This window comes from Ottowia sp., from assembly GCF_047601385.1.
Lineage (GTDB): Bacteria > Pseudomonadota > Gammaproteobacteria > Burkholderiales > Burkholderiaceae_C > Ottowia.
On the sequence record NZ_JASGJP010000001.1, the window covers coordinates 3,517,223 to 3,530,473 of the forward strand.

Here is a 13,251-nt window from a genome sequence, read left to right on the forward strand (position 1 = left end):
CAAAGGCGTGCATTATCCCGCTTATGGCGCTGGGGCACCCGTCACCGCGTGGGCCGCGCGCCGGCTGATCGCGGCCCAGGGAGCGGCGGCCTGAAGGGGAAGGGCGCCGTCAGTCGTCCGGCGCCCGGATCGCCTCGAACATCTCGAACACCGTCACGCCCAGCGCGTTGGCGATGACCTCCATGGCGTTCAGCGTCGGGTTGGCGTGGCCGCGCTCGATGCGGCTCAGGTAGGTCTGGTAGAAGCCGCAGCGCTCGCCGAATTCCGCCTGGCTCAGGCCCAGCGCGAGACGCCTGTCGCGCACGTAGTCACCTAATCTCTGGGCCAGGGTTCGCACCCGCCCGACTCTCGGAGTTATGCTCTAATTCGCATAAACACTAATTCGTATAAATGCGGAAAACAGCCAAGGGAACCCGTCCTTGCGCGGCCGCGCCGGCCTCGGGGCACACCCCATGTGGGGTATGCCCCGAGGCCGGCCGAGCGGGAGCCCACCCATAATGTTTTTGCCGCCAGTTGCATCGCGCCTCTGTCCTGCGCCGCCCCCATGCTGCCCACTGCCTCGCGCCTTCGATCACCTGCCGCAGCCATGCTGGCCGCCATGGCCCTGCTGGCCGGCAGCCTGCCAGCCGCCGCGCAAACCACCACCGCGCCTCGCACCATCGCCTACCTGGGCCTCGGCCCGAGCGAGTCGGTGAAGCTCTGCATGAACGAGCTGCGCGCCGCCCTGGAGGCGGCCGGCTGGTCGTTCGACCGGCAACTGAAGATCGAGTGGAACGATGCGGCGGGCGATCCGGCCCGCCTCGTGCCGCTGGCGCAGGAGTTGGTCGCGCGCCGGCCGGACGTGCTGATCGCCACCGACAACCCGCCCGCCGACGCCCTGATGAGCGCCACGAAGGAGGTGCCCATCGTCCTGCTGGGCCCCACCAGCATGCGCCCCGTGGTCGATGCGCAGCTGCGCCCGCTGGCCAACGTCACGGGCGTTACGGTGGGCCTGTCGGGCCAGTACCTGATCAAGACGCTGGAGATGTTGCTGCAGGCGTTCCCGCAGGCCCGCCGCATCGGCATGACCTCGAACAGCAGCAACCCGGCGCACGAGCGAGTGGAGGGCTTCGGGCCGCTCGCGGACACGCTGCGGCAGGCGGGCGTCGAGGGCGTGCGCGTGCGGTTCCCGGGCGAGGCCGGCATCGCCGGCGCCTGGGACGAACTGGCCCGGAAAAAAGTCGATGCGGTGGTGATTTGGCCGGAGAACGCGGCGTTTCTCGCCGAACACGCGCGCCAGTCGCTGCGGGTGCGCCTGCCGGCGATCTCGCACAGCTCCTGGTTCGCCACCCGCCACGGCGGCCTGCTCAGCTATGGCTCCATCGGGCGCGTCAACATGTGCGGGCGCGGGGCGCGTTACGTTGACCAGGTGCTGCGCGGCCGCCCCGTGGCCGAACTGCCGGTCGAGGAATTGTTCGAGGCGGCGCTGGCCGTCAACCTGGATACCGCCGAGCGCATGGGCGTGACGCTGTCGCCCGCGCTGATCTCGCGCGCCGACCGCGTGATCCGGCCGGGCGAGCGCACGCTGGCGCCGACGGCCGACGCCCATCTTCCCGCCCGCTGAGGCGCCTGCCTGGCCGCTCCCATGCCTTTCACGTTCTCCCGCCTTCCGTCGTCCGGCCTCGCCGCGCTGGCCATCGCTGCTCTGTTGGCCGGCAGCCCGCCTGCCGCCGCGCAAACCACGGCTGGTCCACGCACCATCGCCTACCTGGACCTCGGTCGGGGCGAGTCGGAGCGGCTCTGCATGAACGAAGTGCGCGCCGGCCTGGAAGAGGCCGGCTGGTCCTTCGACACGCAACTGAAAATCGAGTGGACCGACGCAGGCAACGATCCGGCCCGCCTCGTGCCGCTGGCGCAGGAGTTGGTCGCGCGCCGGCCGGACGTGCTGATCGCCACCGACAACCCGCCGGCCGAAGCCCTGATGAATGCCACGCGGGACGTGCCCATCGTCATGATGGGGCCGACCAATATGCGCCACGTTCTCGATGCGCAGTTGCGCCCGCTGGCCAATGTCACGGGTGTCTCCGTGGGTCTGTCGGGCCAGTTTCTGCTCAAGCCGGTGGAGGTGCTGCTGCAGGCGTTTCCGCAGGCACGGCGCATCGGCATGCTCTCGAACGGCAGCAACATGAGGCACGAGGGAGCGAAGGGCCTCGGCCCCTTCTCGGACATGCTTCGGCAGGCGGGCGTCGAGGGTGTGCGCGTGCGGTTCCCGGGCGAGGCCGGCATCGCCGGCGCCTGGGACGAGTTGGCCCGGCAAAAGGTCGACGCGGTGATGATCTGGCCGGAATCCGCGGTGTTTCTCGGCGAGCACGCGCGGCAGGCGCTGCGCGTACGCCTGCCGGCGATCACCACCCACTCCTGGTTCGCCACCCGCCACGGCGGCCTGCTCAGCTATGGCTCCATCGGGCGCGTCAGCATGTGCGGACGCGGGGCGCGCTACGTCGATCAGGTGCTGCGCGGCCGGCCCCTGGCCGAGCTGCCGGTCGAGGAGTTGTACGAAGCCGCGCTGGTTGTCAACCTCGACACCGCCGAGCGCATGGGCGTGACGCTGTCGCCAGGGGTGATCTCGCGCGCCGACCGCGTGATCCGGCCGGGCGAGCGCACGCTGGCGCCGACGGCCGACGCCCATCTCCCCGCCCGCTGATGCGCCCGCCTGGCCATCGCCTGTGGCAGACCTATGCCCTGTCGGTGGCTGCGCTGGTCACGCTGGTGCTCGTGGCCAGCGGCTTCGCGCAGCTGTGGCTGATCCAGCGCGAGACGCGTGTTGCCGTCGAGGCGCTGCAAGCCCTCGAAGCCGGCAAGGCCTCGGCCCGGATCGAGCGTTTCGTCGGTGAGGTGAGCGCTTTTCTGCGCGCCACCCTGTCAATGCAGGACTTGCGCGTGCTGGGCGACACGGACGCCGACATTCAGGTCGAGCTGTACCGGTTGATGAAGCAGTCGCGGGCGATCCAGGAGATCTACTGGATCGACTCCAATGGCCAGGAGCGCGTGCGGGTTTCGCGCATGGCGCCGGACCGCATCGGCCTGCGCGAGGACCGCAGCCAGTCGCCCGAGTTCCTGCACGCCAATGCCAGGGCGCCGTGGTTCGGCCCGGTCACGTTCGTCGTCAACCAGCCCCGCGTGGTGATGGCGCGGCGCGGCTGGGGCCCGGGGAGCGGTGTGCTGACGGCGGAGGTCGAACTGGTGCAACTGCGCGAGATCATCGACGAGACCCGCTTCGGCCGCGAGGGCTATGCCTACGTGGTCGATGCCGAGGGGCGCTTGCTGGCGCACCCCGATTTTCTTCAGGTGCTGGCACGCCCCGACTGGGCCGCCCACCCGCCGGTGCGCGCGGCCATCGCGCAGGCACCTGCCGAGGGCTTGATCGAATTCGAGACGCCCGAGGGCCGTGCGATGGTCGCCCGCGCCGCAGCGCTGAGCGTGCCCGGCTGGCGCCTGATCACCGAGCAACCGAGGAGTGAAGCCTATGCGCCAGTGCGCCGCGCGCTGACCACGGCGCTGCTGATGCTGGTGCTTGCCGTGGTGGCGGGCTCGGCCGTCGGCATCGTGCTGGCGCGCCGGGTGGCGCGGCCGATCCAGCAACTGGCCGAAGGCGCCGACCGCATCGGCGGGGGCCAGCTCGACCACCGCATCGCGCTGGCGCGCGGCGACGAACTGGGCCAGCTCGCGGACCGCTTCAACCAGATGGCGGGGCATCTGGGCGACTCGCACCGGCTGCTCGAAACCCGCGTCGCCGAACGCACCCACGAGCTGGCCGAGGCCAATACGCTGCTGGTGGCCAAGCGCGAGGAGGCCGAGCAGGCCAGCCAGGCCAAGACGCGCTTTCTGGCCTCGGCCAGCCACGACCTGCGCCAGCCGCTGCACACCATCAGCCTGCTGGTGGGCGTGCTGCGGCGGCAGGCCGTCGCGCCCGAGGTCGGCAGGCTGGTGGATCACATCCAGACGTCCGTCTCCGCCATGGAGGCATTGTTCGGCAGCCTGCTCGACATTTCCAAGCTGGACGCCGGCATGTCCCGGCCGGTGCTGGACGACCACGCGCTGGCCGAGCTGCTGCACCGGGTGGCGGCCAGCCACGGGCCGGAGGCCGAGCGCAAGGGGCTGCGGCTGGCCGTGGCGCCCACGCGCTGCGCCGTGCGCACCGACGCCGTGCTGCTGGAGCGTGTGCTCGGCAACCTGGTCTCCAACGCCATCCGCTACACCGAGCGCGGCAAGGTGCTGGTCGGGTGCCGGCGGCGGCCGGGCGGCGCCCTGTTGCAGGTGTGGGACACCGGCATCGGCATCGCGCCGGAGCAGATGCCCCACCTGTTCGAGGAGTTTTTCCAGATCGACAACCCGGAGCGCGACCGCAGCAAGGGGCTCGGGCTGGGCCTGGCCATCGTCAAGCGCACGCTCGAACTGCTGGCACATCCGTATACGCTGCGCTCGATGCCGGGCCGCGGCACCTGCTTCTCCATCCTGCTGCCGCTGGCGGAGGCACCGCCGGTGCTGCCGGCGCGGTCCGAGGCCGAGACGGTCGGGGAGCGCATCGCAGGTGCCTTCGTCGTGGTGATCGACGACGAGGCCGATACGCGCCGTGCCATGCAGGCGCTGTGCCACAGCTGGGGCGTGCATGCGCTCGTCGCCGCATCGGCCGACGAATGCCTGGCCCGGCTCGGCGAGCACCTGCGCACCCCCGACCTGATCCTGTGCGACTACCGGCTGCGCGAGCGCCAGGACGGCCTGGACGCCGTTCAGCGGCTGCGCGCGCGCATCGGCCAGGCGGTGCCGGCGATGATCATCACCGGCGACATCGCCGCCGCCGACCTGCGGCGCGTGGCCGACGCCGGCCTGCTGCTGCTGCACAAGCCGGTCGGCGCCGACCGGCTGCTGGCCGCGATTGAAGCGCTGTTGGCCGATCACCCAATCGGGTGAGGCGTGCCGGTGGAATCCGGGTCAGACTCGGGCCATGAGGATACTGCTGGTAGATGATCACGCGCTGTTCCGCGACGGCGTCGCGCTGTTGCTCAGGGAGCTTGACCCGGTGGTGCAGGTCTGGCACGCCGCCAACCTGGACGAGGCGCTGGCCGCCCTGGCCGGCGGCGCCGGCATCGAGCTGATCCTGCTCGACTTCATCCTGCCCGGCATCCACGGCCTGCCGGCGCTGGAGGCGCTGCGCGAGCGGCACCCCGGCGTGCCGGTGGTCATGCTGTCGTCGCAGGAGGACCAGATCACCGTGCTGCGCGCGATCCAGCTCGGCGCGATGGGCTTCATCCCCAAGTCGGCCTCGTCGGACCAGATGTTCGACGCGCTGCGCACCGTGCTGGCGCACGGCATCTACGTGCCGCCGCTCAGCCTGGCGGGCATCGCGCTGCCAAAACCGGCGCGGCCGCGCACCAGCCCGGCCGAACTCGGGCTCACTCCGCGCCAGACGCAGGTGCTGCGGCTGATCCTGGAGGGCAAGCCGATGAAGCTGATCGCCAGCGAACTGGGCCTGAGCCACAACACCGCCAAGACCCACGTCAGCGCCGTGCTGCGCGCGCTGGCCGTCACCACCCGCACGCAGGCCATCGTGGCGGCCAACCGGATGGGGCTGGTGCTGGGCGACGAGGTTGCCTGAGCAGGGCGCGTGGCGGCGGATGGCCGCACTGGATGGCCCGTTCTCACCCAACTGGGTGATGTGCGGAAAAGGCGTTCTCCCTAGCATGTGGATGCGTACAGCCTGACCGCTCAGGCTTCGATTTCATTCCAAATAACAGAGGGATCCTCCATGTCTTGGTCTTCCAGATTGCGTGCCCGCCGCCGCCGTGCTGCTGAGTGCTGCCGTTTTGCCCGCCTATGCGGAGATTACTCAGTCCCAGCGTGACGTCCTCAAGGCGTTGTACGCAAATACCGACGGCGACAACTGGTTCGACAACTCCGGCTGGGACGTTGACGACGATTCTTCGACCGTGTGTCCGGGCACTGTTCCTGGTGCTACTCCCGGCGTCACTGAAAGCCCGTGGTTCGGCGTCTATTGCTACCGGGATCCCGCTAATTCCGATCCCGATCCGCACTACGTCGTCGCCATCAACCTCTCCGACAACAACCTAAGCGGCCCTCTGCCCGCACTCGGCAACCTGCCCCTGCTGCGCAATTTCATCGTCTACAGCACCAACGGCGACGGCAGCAGCAACCTTACCAGCCTGCCCCCCGATCTGGCCAGCCTGACCTACCTGCGAAACTTCAACGTCGCCGGCAACGGCCCCGGCTTGACGGGCACTCTTCCGGCCAGCCTCTCCGCTTTCACGTCTCTGGAAATTTTTCGCGTCAACCACAATGGCCTGACCGGCAGCCTGCCCACGCTGGTTGGCGCGCCCGCTCTTCGAGAATTCCGCGTCAACAACAATCAACTGAGCGGCCCGCTGCCCGCGCTCACCGGCCTGTCCGCGCTCACGGTCTTTCGCGCCGAAGGCAATCAGTTGACCGGCTCCCTGCCCAATGCCACCCTCAACAGCGCCAATGTGCCTGCCTTGGTGGACTACGAAGTCCACGACAACCAATTGACCGGCAGCCTGCCCACGCTGACGGGCTTGACCAACCTGATGTATTTCTCCGCCGGCGGCAACCAGCTCACCGGCACGATCCCCTCCATCAGCCACCTGACCAGCCTGGTGGCCTACAGCGTGCGCTACAACCAGCTCACCGGGAACCTGCCGGTGCTGACCGGGCTCACCAACCTGCTGCGCTTCCGGGCCGACCGCAACCAGCTCACCGGCCCCATGCCCGCAACGCTTCCTTCGGGCATGACGATATTCCAGGTCGGCTTCAATCAACTCACGGGCGCGCCGCCGGCTGCCCCCGCGTCCCTGCTGGCGGGCGAGTCCAACCTGTGCTTCAACAACCTGGACAGGCCTTTCCCCGCCAGCCCCGCCTGGGATGTCGCCACGGGCAGCACCCCCTGGTGGCGCGCCTGCGACATCGCCGCGCCCGCCGCCGTGCCCACGCTGGGCCAGTGGGCGCTGATCCTGCTGGGCTTCCTCGTGGCCGGCATGGTGGCGCTGCGCCGCGTCGGCCGGGCCTGAAGCATGCCTCTCTCGTCGTTTCCGCGCAGGCGGGGATGACGAGGCAGGACGGGCCGGCCGCGGTATTCCGGCACCAGAAGAGGAGCGCGTTTCGCGCTCTTTTTTTCGCCTGTGATCCGTCCTGCCCGAGGTTGACGCCTTTGCCTGTTTGGAAAGGAAAGCTCAATGGAACCGAGGGTCAAGCGCACGCAGCGCGATTGCACGCTGGCTTCTAAGCTGAGGGTGCGGCTGCAAATAGTCAGGAATTGACGCTGACAGCGCCTTGGCTCCGGCACATGCGTGTATCTTTGGCCGCAGTCGCCATCTTCATGCCGGAGCAAGCCCACCATGTCCAGCCGCTACCAGGTCGCAGGCTCCGAAGGGGAGTTCCAGGCCGGCTCTGATGGCACGGTGCTTGCCAACAAGCTGGGCATCAGCACCGTGGATGAGATGAACGAGGCGGAACTGGTGCTACTGGAGCAGTTGTACGTGGACGTTCTGATCGACCATTTTCCCGATCGCGCGTTGACGGCGAACGATCTGCGCGACTGGCATCGGCGCTGGCTGGGCAACGTCTATGCGTGGGCAGGCCAAGAGCGTTCGGTCAACATGAGCAAGGACGGTTTCCTTTCGCCGCTGCCGCGCAGGTTACAGGGCTTTTGGACCAATGGGAGCGCAAATACCTGCGGCAGTGGACACCCTGCCATGACCTGAACGACGCAGCACTGATAGAAGCCATTGCGGTCACGCATGTGGAGCTGATCTTGATCCACCCCTTCCGCGAAGGCAATGGCCGTTTGGCGCGCCTGCTGGCGGATGTGATGGCCGTGCAATCGGGTGGCGAGCCGCTGGACTACAGCAGTTGGGAAGTGCACAAGGCCGAGTACATCGGCGCGATTCACCAAGGCATGGCGATGAACTACGAACCCATGAAACGCTGGGTGGCCCGGGCCATGCGGCCTGCAAGCGAGCCTACGACGCCAGCTTGAGCCCGGCCAGGCGCTGTGCCACCGGTCGGCGCAGCTTTTGTTCCAGCGCCTGAATGCTTTGGCCCGTTTCCACGGCCGTCGAACTGGCAACGGAACGCCGCAACGCAGCCAGACTGGGTGTCTTGCGCTTGGGTTGGGCGGTCTTTTGCATGGTGATGCTGGCGGGGTGAACAGGGTCGATTTTACTGCCCCCCGCGCCATTCTTGAAAAGCCGTCCTCGGCGTTTGTATGGTTGATCGCAATCACCCAATTGGGTGATGCGCAGCTCAAATGCTTCTTTTAGTGTCAATGGCGTCGAAAGACGAATCGCATAACAACCAACGAGGACAACCATGAACCACAGCCACAAGAAGGCCCAGCTCACCCACGCTTTCGCCCTCACCGCCGCGCTGTCGCTGGCCGCCTGCGGCGGCGATGGCGGCGACGACACGCCCGCCCCGTCGCCCACGCCCGCCCCGTCGCCGGCAACCGCCACCCTCGCCGGCGAGGTGGCCCGCCTCGGCACACTGAAGAACGTGGTCGTCTGCCTGGACCTGAACGGCAACGACGCCTGCGACGCCGGCGAGCCCGCCTCCGCCGCCACCGGCGCCGACGGCAAGTACACGCTGAGCTACGACCCGGCCGCCGTGCCCGGCGCCGCCTCGGCACCCCTCATCGCCCTCGTCAAGGCGGGCGATCCGGCCGCCGCCACCACCGCCATCGACTCGGCCGCCCCCGCCGCTGCCGCTACCACGGCCGACTACGTGCTCAAGCGCCCGGCCGGCTCCGGCGGCGCCATCAACCCGCTGACCACGCTGGTGCAGGCGGGCGTGGCCGCTGGCATGACGGACGCCACGGCGCGCGCCAACGTGGCGGTGCAACTGGCCATCGCCCCCGGCAAGATCGACAACTACCAGGACGATCCGGCCTGGGACGACGCCAACGTGCGCGACAACGCCCGCATGGCGGCGGCCGTGGTGTCGGGCATGCTGCGCCAGGGCGGTGTGCTGGAGGTGGGCGACCCCAGCGCCGCCGCGCCGGCCGCGACGGCGCAGCGCGCCTTCAACTACACCGGCGCGGGCGACTACTACGTGCGCGAGTTCGTCCGGCAGGCCAGGGCGGCGGGCAGCGCCAGCGTGGAGCAGGTCGATGCCCGCAGCGGCAAGAGCGGCGGCACGGCCCTGGGGGATCTGGATGTGTATGGCACCGCCTTTCTCACACCCGACGGCTGGCAGTACTGCACGCGCGACGTGATCCACACGGTCACGCTCGGCAACCCGAGCCGCGCGGTGTACTGCGACGGCGAAACGTCGCTGGGCTGGAGCCGCTCCGCCGACGTGGCCGGTCAGCAGATGGCCAGCCTGGTGAGCCGCTGGCAGGGCCTGTCGTCGAACACCATCAATACCGGGGGCCGCCCGACGGCGGCGCTGACGGCGGCGCTGGGCAGTGCGGTGTTCCCCGCAGGCGCGGAGGAAACGCTGCGCACCAACCACGTGCTGGGGCAGACCGTCGTGATCGACAGCCTGGGCAGCCGCGGCACGGGCCACCCCACGCTGGAAGCACTGATCGACGCCTACCCCACCGCGGGCGCTGCGTCGCCCACCGGCGCCAATACGCGGACCCTGGGGGTGACCACCAGCGCGCTGAAGAACCTGCGCGTGTCGTTCGCGCCCACCGGCGCCACCCAGGGCACGGCCACCTACTACGAGTGCGACCTGAACGAGGCGCAGACCGTGGTGTCCAACTGCGCGGCCCTTGCCGGCACCGGCACTTACGGCATCGATGAAGTGAACGGCGAGCGCTTGCTGCGCTTTGCAGGCAAGCCGCCGCAGCCGGCCATGACCGCATACGACATCGTGTACACGCAAATCAACTGGGGCGACGGCAGCCAGTGGGTGTACCGCGCGCACGAGATCAAGCCCAGCCTGGCCGCGCGCACGTCGTACTCCGCCCCCAGCATGCGGCTGAACGACACCGCCTGGACGGCGATGAAGACGCAACTGGGGCTGTGATGCGCCCCAAGGCGGGCGCCGGCCAGGCGCCCGCTTTTTTTGCTTATTGACCCCCGGAGACCCTTATGAACACCATCCCCCGCCTTTCCCTTCTGCTGTCGCCCCTGCTGATCGCGGCCTGCGCCGCGACCGCGCCCCCGGCCAAGGAGTTTCCCGCCGGCGCGCGGGCGCCCTCGGCGGCCGAACTGACCACGCTGCTGCGCGGCAAGTCCACCAATGCCCCCATGCCCAATGGCGGCACCATCCGGGTGGACTACGCCGCCGACTCGAACGCCTTGACGGCCTACATCGCCGGCCGCACGGACAGCGGCACCTGGCGCGTCGAGGACGGCCGCATCTGCTACGAATTGAAGACCTGGCCCTCGGCGTGCAACGAGGCCCGACTGGTGGGGCAGGACCTGTACACCAAGCGCGCCAACGGCGACGTGGTGCCGGTGACCGTCGGGCGCTGATGCTGACGGCGCAGGTGGCATCTGCTTCAGAAGTGATAGCTGCCAGCGATTTCTGGACGGGCGCTGGCGCCGGAAAACCCTCAAGGCGTCAGCCGTGCGCGATGACTGTGGCGTGACTTGCCGCGCTGTGGGCGAGCGCCGCAGTCATTGGTTTTCAATCACCAGGCTTTAGCCCAGCGCCGAATCGTCGCGCGCAATGCACGTTGCGCCTCTTGGTCGATGGGCATGGTCGGAACGAGCGCCAGCACCGATGCCGCGGCCACGTAGCCATGGCGAAGCAGCGCGGTGCAGAACGCGCGGTCTTTCTCGCGCCCGGCGGCTGCCTTGGCAAGAAACAGATCGAGCACGTCCAGGCAGTACCCGACGCGGCCTCCGGTATTGCCGTTCTGAACGCGATGCACCCGCTGCATCCAGTCGGCCGGCAGCGTTGCCGTCTCCGGCCCGACGCCTTGGGCGTAGTAGCCGTGGGTCTGATGGAACAGGGAGCCTTCGCCGATGGCGCCGTCGATCCTGTCGGCCAGTTCGGGTGCCTGGAGGGGATAGATGTCCGCCTCCATGGACACCGTGAATACGTCTTCGGGCGTGGGAACGGGGCCCAGCATCGACTGGCTCCCTACGATGACGAACTCGTACTGATCCGTGATGTCACCGCTGGCGCGGATGATGTGCTCCAGCTCTTCTCTTGTCATGCCGGCGCCTTGGCTGCCTTGCCAGACGGTTCTTTGGGCGCACCGCCGATTTCAATGCCTCGCCTGAGGTCGCTCGCTTGCCGCAGGATGCGCTGGCGGCTCTCTTCGGGGAGAGTCGTGACGAGCGGCGAGGCCTGCCTCAACTGCTGGGCATGCCGTGTGCGCCCCAGCACCTTGCGCCAGGTGCCTGCCTTCAGGATGTCTGCCCATTCGCGCCACAGGATGGCAGAGCGGACATCGCCGGCGGCGAGCCAGCGCTGGACGGTGTCCTGGGCTTGCCGAACCAGGGCCGGGTCGGCCTTGGCCAGCCGCACGGCTTCTTCATGGAGGGCCAGACTCTGCAAGTCCTGAAGCTGGTGCTTCGCCTGGTCCGCGGACACGCGGATCCGCACGACCGGCGCCGCACGCCGTGACCGTGCCGCGGCGGAATCCGCTGGCGCGGGCGCAAGCGTGTCACCAGCCAGCAAGGCCAGGTCGCCGCCGATGCCCAGCACGGACATGACGCGCAGATAGGTGCCGATGGCTGGCGCAGGATCGCCTGCTTCGACCGCGCGCAGGGTATTGCGGGCGATGCCGGCGCGTGCCGCGGCCTCCACGGTTCCCAGCCCTTGCGCCTTGCGCAGGCGTTTGAGACGGTCGCCCAGTTGCAGCAGGAGCTGTCGCTCCAGGACAAGGTGGATATCTGAATCGCTCATTTGATCATTGATTTGACCAAATCATCATTATTTGGTCAATATACTGATCAAATGAGCGGCCTCAAGGCGCCAGCCGCTCGCGCACCCAGGCGCCGCCGTCCAGCCGGTAGCACAGCCGGTCGTGCAGCCGGCTCTTGCGCCCCTGCCAGAACTCCCAGCGGTCGGGCTTCAGCCGGAAGCCGCCCCAGTGCGGCGGGCGCGGTGGGTTCAGCAGAAATTTGGCGCCGTACTTGGCGGCGGCGGCGACCAGCACGGAGCGGTCGGTGATGACCTCGCTCTGCGGGCTGGCCCAGGCGCCGATGCGGCTGTCGAGCGGGCGGCTGGCGTAGTAGGCGTCGCTCTCGGCGTCGCTCACCTTCTCCACCAGGCCCTCGATGCGCACCACGCGCTCCAGCTCCACCCAGTGGAACTGCAAGGCCGCGTAGGGGTTGCCGGCCAGCTGGCGGCCCTTGCGGCTGTCGTGGTTGGTGTACCAGACGATGCCGCGCGCGTCGAAGTCCTTGACCAGCACGATGCGCGTGCTGGGGCGCAGGTCGTGGCCGACGGTGGCCAGGGTCATGGCGTTGGGCTCGGGCACCTCGCCCCGGCGGGCCTCGTCGAACCACTGGGCGAACTGCGCCAGCGGGTCGGCGTGCGAGGCGCCCTCGGACAGCTCGGCGCGCTCGTAGCTCTTGCGCAGGTGGGCGATGTCGGCGGCGGTCATGCGGGCAGTATAGGAAGCGCGGGCTCGTCGGCGTGCGCCAGGATGCGGCCCAGGCGCCGGTCGTCGATGCCCTGCTCGCGCAGGCTGGCGTGCGTCTGGCGCGCGTAGTCCAGCGTGCTGCCGTAGCGCCCCTGCGCGTGGCGGAAGATGTGGCGGTACTGTTCCGCCGTCAGCTCGCCGGTGAACGAGGGGCTGCGGCGCGACAGGGTGAAGGCCAGCGCCGGCACCGGGCCGTGCGGCGTGGCGCAGGGCAGCCAGCGGGCGTCGTACACGCCGCTGGGCATCTCGCGCGCCCACAGGGTTTGCAGCACCGCCTCGGCATCGCGGTGGGGCACGCGGTAGACCACGCCCCGGCAGCTGCCGCCGGGCAGCAGGGCGAACACCAGGCCGGGCTGCTCGGGCGTGCCGCGGTTGACGCGGCTCCACATCGCCAGCGCGCGGTGCCAGCCGCGCACGCGGGCGGCGTGGCGCCCGGCGTGGTCGAAGTCGGGCCGCCAGATGAGCGAGGCGTAGCCGAACACCCACAGGTCGGCCTGCGCGCCGGCCTGCCGGTGCCACTGGGCGCGCGCGGCGTCCAGCATGCGCAGCGGGTCGCGCCCGGGCTGGCGCAGGTGGGCGTAGGGGGCGTGCGCGGAATCGTCGGCGGGGGCGGCGGGGGGCATGGGCGGACTTTA

Annotated in this window: 15 protein-coding genes; 9 read left to right on the plus strand and 6 right to left on the minus strand. The window is 69.2% G+C overall.

Annotated features, from left to right (window positions below; genetic code table 11):
- Positions 1–109 precede the first annotated feature (109 nt).
- Positions 110–337 (minus strand): helix-turn-helix domain-containing protein, encoded by a 228-nt coding sequence (locus tag QM772_RS17040; protein WP_415138567.1) that lies wholly within the window; start codon positions 335–337, stop codon positions 110–112.
- Positions 338–586: 249 nt separating this feature from the next.
- On the opposite strand from QM772_RS17040, the gene QM772_RS17045 reads away from it, so the two are divergent.
- The 7 genes from QM772_RS17045 (at position 587) to QM772_RS17075 (ending at position 8,047) form a co-directional block, all read left to right on the plus strand.
- Positions 587–1,603, plus strand: coding sequence for an ABC transporter substrate-binding protein (locus QM772_RS17045; RefSeq protein WP_415138569.1), 1,017 nt, complete (start codon positions 587–589; stop codon positions 1,601–1,603).
- Positions 1,604–1,624: 21 nt separating this feature from the next.
- Positions 1,625–2,683: an ABC transporter substrate-binding protein gene (locus QM772_RS17050; protein ID WP_415138571.1), complete on the plus strand. Its 1,059-nt coding sequence runs from the start codon at positions 1,625–1,627 to the stop codon at positions 2,681–2,683.
- Entirely contained in the window at positions 2,683–4,950 is a 2,268-nt protein-coding gene (locus QM772_RS17055; RefSeq protein ID WP_415138573.1) for an ATP-binding protein, read from the plus strand. Before QM772_RS17050 ends, QM772_RS17055 begins: the two co-directional genes overlap by 1 nt.
- Positions 4,951–4,984: 34 nt before the next feature.
- The gene (locus QM772_RS17060; protein WP_415138575.1) at positions 4,985–5,635 is read left to right on the plus strand and encodes a response regulator; all 651 of its coding nucleotides are present in this window, start codon (positions 4,985–4,987) and stop codon (positions 5,633–5,635) included.
- Positions 5,636–5,807: 172 nt separating this feature from the next.
- The gene (locus tag QM772_RS17065) at positions 5,808–7,079 is read left to right on the plus strand and encodes an IPTL-CTERM sorting domain-containing protein (protein ID WP_415138577.1); all 1,272 of its coding nucleotides are present in this window, start codon (positions 5,808–5,810) and stop codon (positions 7,077–7,079) included.
- 327 nt (positions 7,080–7,406) lie between these two features.
- Positions 7,407–7,772 (plus strand): hypothetical protein, encoded by a 366-nt coding sequence (locus QM772_RS17070; protein WP_415138579.1) that lies wholly within the window; start codon positions 7,407–7,409, stop codon positions 7,770–7,772.
- Positions 7,718–8,047, plus strand: coding sequence for a Fic family protein (locus QM772_RS17075; RefSeq protein ID WP_415138581.1), 330 nt, complete (start codon positions 7,718–7,720; stop codon positions 8,045–8,047). Before QM772_RS17070 ends, QM772_RS17075 begins: the two co-directional genes overlap by 55 nt.
- Here QM772_RS17075 and QM772_RS17080 read toward each other — a convergent pair.
- Positions 8,031–8,381 (minus strand): hypothetical protein, encoded by a 351-nt coding sequence (locus tag QM772_RS17080; protein ID WP_415138583.1) that lies wholly within the window; start codon positions 8,379–8,381, stop codon positions 8,031–8,033. The genes QM772_RS17075 and QM772_RS17080 overlap by 17 nt on opposite strands.
- Here QM772_RS17080 and QM772_RS17085 point away from each other — a divergent pair.
- On the plus strand, positions 8,380–10,038 hold the full coding sequence (locus tag QM772_RS17085; RefSeq protein ID WP_415138585.1) for a hypothetical protein: 1,659 nt from the start codon (positions 8,380–8,382) through the stop codon (positions 10,036–10,038). The genes QM772_RS17080 and QM772_RS17085 overlap by 2 nt on opposite strands.
- A gap of 65 nt (positions 10,039–10,103) precedes the next feature.
- Complete coding sequence (locus QM772_RS17090; RefSeq protein WP_415138587.1) at positions 10,104–10,490, plus strand: DUF995 domain-containing protein; 387 nt, start codon at positions 10,104–10,106, stop codon at positions 10,488–10,490.
- Positions 10,491–10,648: 158 nt separating this feature from the next.
- Here the strand turns inward: QM772_RS17090 and QM772_RS17095 are convergent, their stop codons facing one another.
- From QM772_RS17095 to QM772_RS17110, 4 genes are all read right to left on the minus strand, one after another.
- The gene (locus QM772_RS17095; protein WP_415138589.1) at positions 10,649–11,179 is read right to left on the minus strand and encodes a DUF6036 family nucleotidyltransferase; all 531 of its coding nucleotides are present in this window, start codon (positions 11,177–11,179) and stop codon (positions 10,649–10,651) included.
- Positions 11,176–11,874: a helix-turn-helix transcriptional regulator gene (locus QM772_RS17100; RefSeq protein WP_415138591.1), complete on the minus strand. Its 699-nt coding sequence runs from the start codon at positions 11,872–11,874 to the stop codon at positions 11,176–11,178. The genes QM772_RS17095 and QM772_RS17100 overlap by 4 nt, the downstream gene beginning before the upstream one ends.
- Before the next feature lie 61 nt (positions 11,875–11,935).
- On the minus strand, positions 11,936–12,577 hold the full coding sequence (gene pdxH, locus QM772_RS17105; protein ID WP_415138593.1) for a pyridoxamine 5'-phosphate oxidase: 642 nt from the start codon (positions 12,575–12,577) through the stop codon (positions 11,936–11,938).
- Positions 12,574–13,239, minus strand: coding sequence for a gamma-glutamylcyclotransferase (locus QM772_RS17110; RefSeq protein WP_415138595.1), 666 nt, complete (start codon positions 13,237–13,239; stop codon positions 12,574–12,576). The genes pdxH and QM772_RS17110 overlap by 4 nt, the downstream gene beginning before the upstream one ends.
- Positions 13,240–13,251: the final 12 nt, after the last annotated feature.